This is a genomic window from Lactobacillus kalixensis DSM 16043 (assembly GCF_001434335.1).
GTDB classification, from domain to species: Bacteria; Bacillota; Bacilli; order Lactobacillales; family Lactobacillaceae; genus Lactobacillus; species Lactobacillus kalixensis.
The window spans coordinates 1-5,468 of sequence record NZ_AZFM01000054.1; the positions used below are offsets into that span (position 1 = coordinate 1).

A 5,468-nucleotide genomic window follows, 5' to 3' on the forward strand; every position below is an offset into this window, starting at 1 on the left:
AAATGACCTTTTTTAATTTAGGACATAGTGTCCAACTTCATTTTACAATCGGCCAAATAATGATTTTTGGAAATATCTTAAACAATTTGATAATTCTAAAACGCGTAATTAAGCAGATCAGAAGGTCTGTTTTTTTTATTGAGTAAATTATTCTGAAATGGAATAATTGCGATCGGAAGCAGAATTGAAGTGGGTTTTCAATGCGCGTAAGATAAAATCAACAAGTTAAGAAAAGGGGAATTTGAAATGACTAACTTACCAAAAGATCCTTGGGATTTAAGAAAAGTATTGCGCGAAATCAAAGATAATTCAGAAGATTATCATGAAACTGATCTTGAAATTGATCCAGATGCAGAGATTTCTGGAGTATATCGCTACATCGGTGCAGGTGGCACAGTAGAGCGTCCAACTAAAGAAGGTCCTGCCATGATGTTCAATAACTTGAAAGGCTTCGACAATACTCGAGTTTTGATCGGCTTAATGGCTAGCCGCAAGCGTGTTGGACGAATTTTGCACCATGATTACAAGACACTCGGCCGCTTCTTAAAGGATGCTGTTGAAAATCCAGTTCATCCAGTCAAAGTTGACAAAAAAGATGCGCCTGTTCAAGAAGTAGTGCATTTAGCAACTGATCCGGATTTTGACATTAGAAAACTAGTTCCGGCTCCTACTAATACAGAATATGATGCCGGTCCATATATTACATGTGGTTTAGTTAAGGGATCAAATCCTGATAAGACAATGACTGACGTTACAATTCATCGAATGGTTTTGGAAGATAAGGACACTTTAGGAATGTACATTATGCCAGGTGGTCGTCACATTGGACATTTCCAAAAAGAATTCGAAAAGTTAAACAAGCCGATGCCAATTACTATTAATATTGGTCTTGATCCAGCAGTTACAATCGGTGCTACTTTTGAGCCACCTACAACACCACTTGGTTATGATGAATTAGATGTAGCTGGTGCACTTCGTCAAGAACCGGTTCAATTGGTAGATGCAGTCTCAGTTGAGGAAAGTTCATTGGCAAGAAGTGAATACGTCCTTGAAGGCTACATTATGCCTAACCAAACAATGCAAGAAGACATTAATACTAATTCAGGTTTTGCTATGCCAGAATTTCCTGGTTACAATGGACCAGCTAATCCAGCAGTTAATGTTGTTAAGATCACAGCGGTAACTCATAGAAAAGATAACCCAATTATGCAGTCAGTAATTGGACCGAGTGAAGAACATGTTTCAATGGCTGGTATTCCAACTGAAGCTTCAATTTTGGAATTGGTTGATAAAGCCATTCCAGGTAAAGTCGTTAATGTTTACAATCCTCCTGCTGGTGGTGGTAAGTTGATGACTATTATGCAAATTCATAAGGATAACCCAGCAGATGAAGGAATTCAAAGACAAGCTGCAATTTTGGCCTTTGGTGCTTTTAAAGAATTGAAGACTGTTTGGTTAGTTGATGAAGATGTTGACATTTTTGACATGAATGATGTTGTTTGGACTATGAATACGCATTTCCAAGCAGATCAAGATTTCATTGGTATTCCTGGGATGAGAAATCATCCACTTGATCCTTCTGAGCGTCCACAATATGATCCTAAATCAATTCGTGTTAAGGGGATGAGTTCTAAGACAATTGTTGACGGCACTGTTCCATTTGATATGAAGGATCAATTCATTCGTGCTAAGTTCAAGGAAGTTCCTGATTGGGAAAAGTATTTGAAATAATATAAGGACTGATAGTTTATGAAGAAGATCATAATTGGAATTTCTGGTGCATCCGGAAGCATTTATGGAATTGATTTGTTAAAAAAACTCAAGAATATTACTGATGTCGAAACTCATTTAGTAATGAGTGATTGGGCGAAAGAAAATATCAAACTTGAAACAAGTTATAGTCCAGAAGAAGTCGAAAAAATGGCGGATTTTATCTATGACAACCATCATATGGGTGCAGCAATTGCTAGTGGTTCTTTCAGAATTGATGGAATGGTCATTGCACCTGCAAGTATGAAAACTGTTGCTGGAATCAGTATTGGCTTTGATGAAGATCTTATTATGCGTAGTGCTGGAGTGATGCTGAAAGAGCAAAGAAAACTTATTTTAGTACCACGTGAGACACCTCTTTCAGCGATTCATCTTGAGAACTTAACCAAATTATCTAAACTCGGCGTACAAATCATTCCTCCAATTCCATCTTTCTATGATCATCCTCAAACTATTCAAGATATTATCGATCATCAAAGCATGAAGGTATTGGATTCATTGGAAATTGAGAATGAAGTAGGCAAGAGATGGGGCGGAAAAGATGCATAAACAGATATTTGCTGTGTCTAAAGAAAACTACACTATCACTGCCGATGTAACGTTGATGAATAAAGATTTAGTTGTAATTATTACTGGCGGGGATGTTCCGCATCTTGGCGGTATTGTGAGTTATGATCATAAGTCCCGTATGAGTGAAAAAATTTATTTTGATAGTCATGATGGTCGCAAGCACAAAGATATTTTTTTAGCAGAGAGATTCGCTGAAAGAATTCAAGATAGATTGCCGGGTAATCTCTGTGTGACAGCTGGAGTTCACATTGATGGTATTACACAGGCGCAGATTGAAGCATCTTTTCCGATGACAGTTGAGTTGGCTCAGCAAGTGTTGGACTGGACATTAGAATTTGAAAATGAGTTTGATGAGCCGCAATATCCCACTCATTTGAAGAACTTTAAATTTAAGTAATAATCGATATTTGGTATGTGCTAGATGATCAAGTGTTATGGTGAAAGATATTTTCACTCTTGAAATTACTGCTGTTACTTGCTACACTAGTAGACGTGGTAAATTACCACAAGTATTTAAGTTATGGGTGTTCCGCTGGGCGCATGGCGCGATAATGAATGCCGTAGAAGGAGAAAATATATTATGGATCCATTAATTGCAGAATTAACTAAAGAACAAATTCGTGACGATATTCCTGCTTTCCGTGCAGGTGACACTGTTCGTGTTCACGTACGTGTTGTAGAAGGTACTCACGAACGTATCCAGATGTTCGAAGGTGTCGTAATTAAGAAGAAGGGTACTGGCATCGGTGCTACTTACACTGTTCGTAAGATTGCTTCAGGTGTTGGTGTTGAAAGAACCTTCCCAGTTAACGATCCACGTGTTGCTAAGCTTGAAGTTGTACGTCACGGTCGTGTACGTCGTGCTAAGCTTTACTACTTACGTGATCGTCACGGTAAGTCAGCTAGAATTGCTGAAAGACGTCGTTAATCTAAATTACGATGCAAAAAAACAACCATTTCTTCGGAATTGGTTGTTTTTCTTTACCGCATAAAGCTAAAGAATCAGGCATTCTTGTTAAATTTGACACAAACATTATCTTTTGATATATTTAGACTAATTCAAAATCTAAAATTTTGATCTTCGGATCAGATTTTTGAATGTGTATTAACTAGGTAGAGGTAGACTAGTTAATGCAGCAAAAAACCACAGCAAGCTTTTCTTTTGATTAGCAAGTTGTGGCTTTTTTGTTGCAAAAATTAATCCTGCATTCTCTATAAATTTGGTATAATATATCCAATTATGAGGGGGAATCAAAATGTTGCATGAACATTCAGCAGGAAGCATTATTTATCGTGAAAATGACGGGAAAATCGAATTTTTAATTGTAGAAAGTGTTTTGCATCATACTTGGGGTTTCCCAAAGGGACATCTTGAAAAAGGCGAGACAGAGCAGGAAGCAGCAATACGCGAGGTGGCTGAAGAAGTTGGCTTACATCCAAAATTTGATTTTGACTTTAAGCGTGAAATTGAATATCTAACAGAAGAAAATACTATGAAAAAGGTAGATTTCTTTTTGAGCCAATTTGATGATCGTCAACATGTGGTTGATCAGGTTAGTGAAATTTTAGCTTCTAAATGGGTTACAGCTGCAGAAGCAAAAAAGTTCCTAAAAGAAGGCAGAAACTTAAACGAGTTCTTAGCTGATGCTTTAGTTTATATTGAAGAACAAAACTAAAAAATAGATTGGACATTTTTTATCCAATCTATTTTTTTAATCAATTGTATGTCTGTATAAACCAACCACTTTACCTAAAATAGTTGCAGTAGGTAAGATGATCGGTGACATTGTATCGTTTTCTGGTTGCAAACGGACATGTCCATCTTCTTTGAAGAAACGCTTAACAGTTGCTTCGTTTTCTTCAGTCATTGCAACAACAACTTCACCATTATTAGCAGTACTTTGTTTTCTTACGATAACTTTATCACCATCTAAGATACCGGCTTTAATCATACTTTCGCCGTGAACCTTTAACATGAATAATTCACCAGCATCATTTTTCAAATCTGGTGGAAGAGGGAAGTATTCATCAATATCTTCTACTGCTAGAATTGGTTGACCAGCAGTAACTACACCAACTACTGGAATTTCTGTTGGTTTAATTCCGAGTTCTTCTCGACCAGCTTTAGTAATTTCAATTGCTCGAGGTTTAGTAGCGTCTTTATAGATGAAGCCTTTTTCTTCAAGATGGGATAAGTGACCGTGAACAGTTGAGGTAGATGACAAGTTAACAGCTGTACAAATCTCTCTAACTGTAGGAGGAAATCCACGGTTTTCTACAGTATCATAGATGTATTGCAAGATTTCCTTTTGTTTGCTTTCACCATTTTTTTTCATAGATTATCTCTCCATTATTGATTTTCTGTGTTATATGCTTATTTTATCAAAAAATCGGCGCACTTTCAAACAAATGTTCTGAAAAATATATCTTTTTTTATTATCGCAAATACTGTAAACTACATTATGTATCGAGGTGTATTATTATGGATCAAGAAGAAGAAAAGAAAGTAACTGCTCGCATTAATGAGTTGTACCATAAGAAGCAAGAACAAGGCCTTACACCTGAAGAAGAAGAGGAACGTAAGGAATTGCACAAGAAGTTTCTTGCTAATTTCAGAGCAGGATTTAAGCAACAATTAGAAGATACTGTTATCATTGATAAGAATGGCAAGGAAGTAACTTCTGAAAGAGCTAAGAGAGCTCAACGCAAAAAAGGTTTAAGAAAAGATTAAATTAAACCTTTAAAAAATGACCAATTTTAGGTAAGATATAATTGTTAATTAATGGAGGATTTGAAAAGTTATGAATTTAGGTTTAGCAATCGTTTTAATTATTTTAGCTCTTGCTGTGGGTTTAATCGGTGGATTCTATGGTGCTAGAGCATACATGAAGAAGTATTTCCAAGATAATCCTCCAATCAATGAAGATATGATTGTTGCTATGATGTCTCAAATGGGTCAAAAACCATCTGCTAAGAAGGTTAACCAAGTTATGAACATGATGAAGCATCAACAAAAAAAGTAGCATTTATCTTATAAGGTTATTGAAAGGCCAAGGAAACTCTTCGTCTTTTTTATTTTCGCAAATTGCAATAATAAGTTGGACACTTTATGCAGCTTGATAGATGTT

General features: G+C 36.2%; 8 protein-coding genes. 7 read left to right on the forward strand and 1 reads right to left on the reverse strand.

Annotated features, from left to right (window positions below):
- Positions 1 to 246: 246 nt before the first annotated feature.
- The 5 genes from FC46_RS09380 (at position 247) to FC46_RS09400 (ending at position 4,016) form a co-directional block, all read left to right on the forward strand.
- Entirely contained in the window at positions 247 to 1,731 is a 1,485-nt protein-coding gene (locus tag FC46_RS09380) for a UbiD family decarboxylase (RefSeq protein WP_057800104.1), read from the forward strand.
- An 18-nt stretch (positions 1,732 to 1,749) separates the two neighbouring features.
- The gene (locus tag FC46_RS09385) at positions 1,750 to 2,319 is read left to right on the forward strand and encodes a UbiX family flavin prenyltransferase (RefSeq protein ID WP_057800107.1); all 570 of its coding nucleotides are present in this window, start codon (positions 1,750 to 1,752) and stop codon (positions 2,317 to 2,319) included.
- Positions 2,312 to 2,737: a prenylated flavin chaperone LpdD gene (gene lpdD, locus FC46_RS09390; protein ID WP_057800109.1), complete on the forward strand. Its 426-nt coding sequence runs from the start codon at positions 2,312 to 2,314 to the stop codon at positions 2,735 to 2,737. Before FC46_RS09385 ends, lpdD begins: the two co-directional genes overlap by 8 nt.
- A 183-nt stretch (positions 2,738 to 2,920) precedes the next feature.
- On the forward strand, positions 2,921 to 3,268 hold the full coding sequence (rplS, locus tag FC46_RS09395) for a 50S ribosomal protein L19 (RefSeq protein WP_057800110.1): 348 nt from the start codon (positions 2,921 to 2,923) through the stop codon (positions 3,266 to 3,268).
- Positions 3,269 to 3,596: 328 nt separating this feature from the next.
- Entirely contained in the window at positions 3,597 to 4,016 is a 420-nt protein-coding gene (locus tag FC46_RS09400; protein WP_057800112.1) for a bis(5'-nucleosyl)-tetraphosphatase, read from the forward strand.
- Positions 4,017 to 4,052: 36 nt separating this feature from the next.
- Here FC46_RS09400 and lexA read toward each other — a convergent pair whose 3' ends face one another.
- Complete coding sequence (lexA, locus tag FC46_RS09405; RefSeq protein WP_057800114.1) at positions 4,053 to 4,676, reverse strand: transcriptional repressor LexA; 624 nt, start codon at positions 4,674 to 4,676, stop codon at positions 4,053 to 4,055.
- Between the two features lie 146 nt (positions 4,677 to 4,822).
- On the opposite strand from lexA, the gene FC46_RS09410 reads away from it, so the two are divergent.
- The gene (locus tag FC46_RS09410) at positions 4,823 to 5,071 is read left to right on the forward strand and encodes a DUF896 domain-containing protein (RefSeq protein WP_057800116.1); all 249 of its coding nucleotides are present in this window, start codon (positions 4,823 to 4,825) and stop codon (positions 5,069 to 5,071) included.
- Between the two features lie 70 nt (positions 5,072 to 5,141).
- Positions 5,142 to 5,363, forward strand: coding sequence for a YneF family protein (locus FC46_RS09415; RefSeq protein WP_057800119.1), 222 nt, complete (start codon positions 5,142 to 5,144; stop codon positions 5,361 to 5,363).
- Positions 5,364 to 5,468 lie beyond the last annotated feature (105 nt).